1 pseudogene is annotated in these 250 nt (G+C 34.4%); it reads left to right on the top strand.

The features are described from left to right. Positions 1-250 (top strand): annotated as a pseudogene (locus tag DVW83_RS15790) (DUF536 domain-containing protein); the annotation flags it as partial.

Below are 250 nucleotides of genomic sequence, written 5' to 3' on the forward strand. Positions count from 1 at the left end.
CTAGTTAGCGGAAAAACAAAAACAGAAAACTAGAAAAACTCTAACCAAGTTTCCGAATTAGAACTAGTATCTTTATTGAATAAGCAATTAGACCAGAAAGACAAACAGTTACAAGAAAAAGATACTCAACTAAAACAAATGAAAAAATAACTCGATCAGCAACAACAACTCACCCTCCAACCCAACCAACAAATCGAGAAACTGAAGGACCAACTACAGTTGCCTTATACGGAACAAGCTTCGAAAAAAA

This window comes from Enterococcus sp. VV15 (assembly GCF_005236045.1).
In the GTDB taxonomy this organism is placed as follows: domain Bacteria; phylum Bacillota; class Bacilli; order Lactobacillales; family Enterococcaceae; genus Enterococcus_B; species Enterococcus_B durans.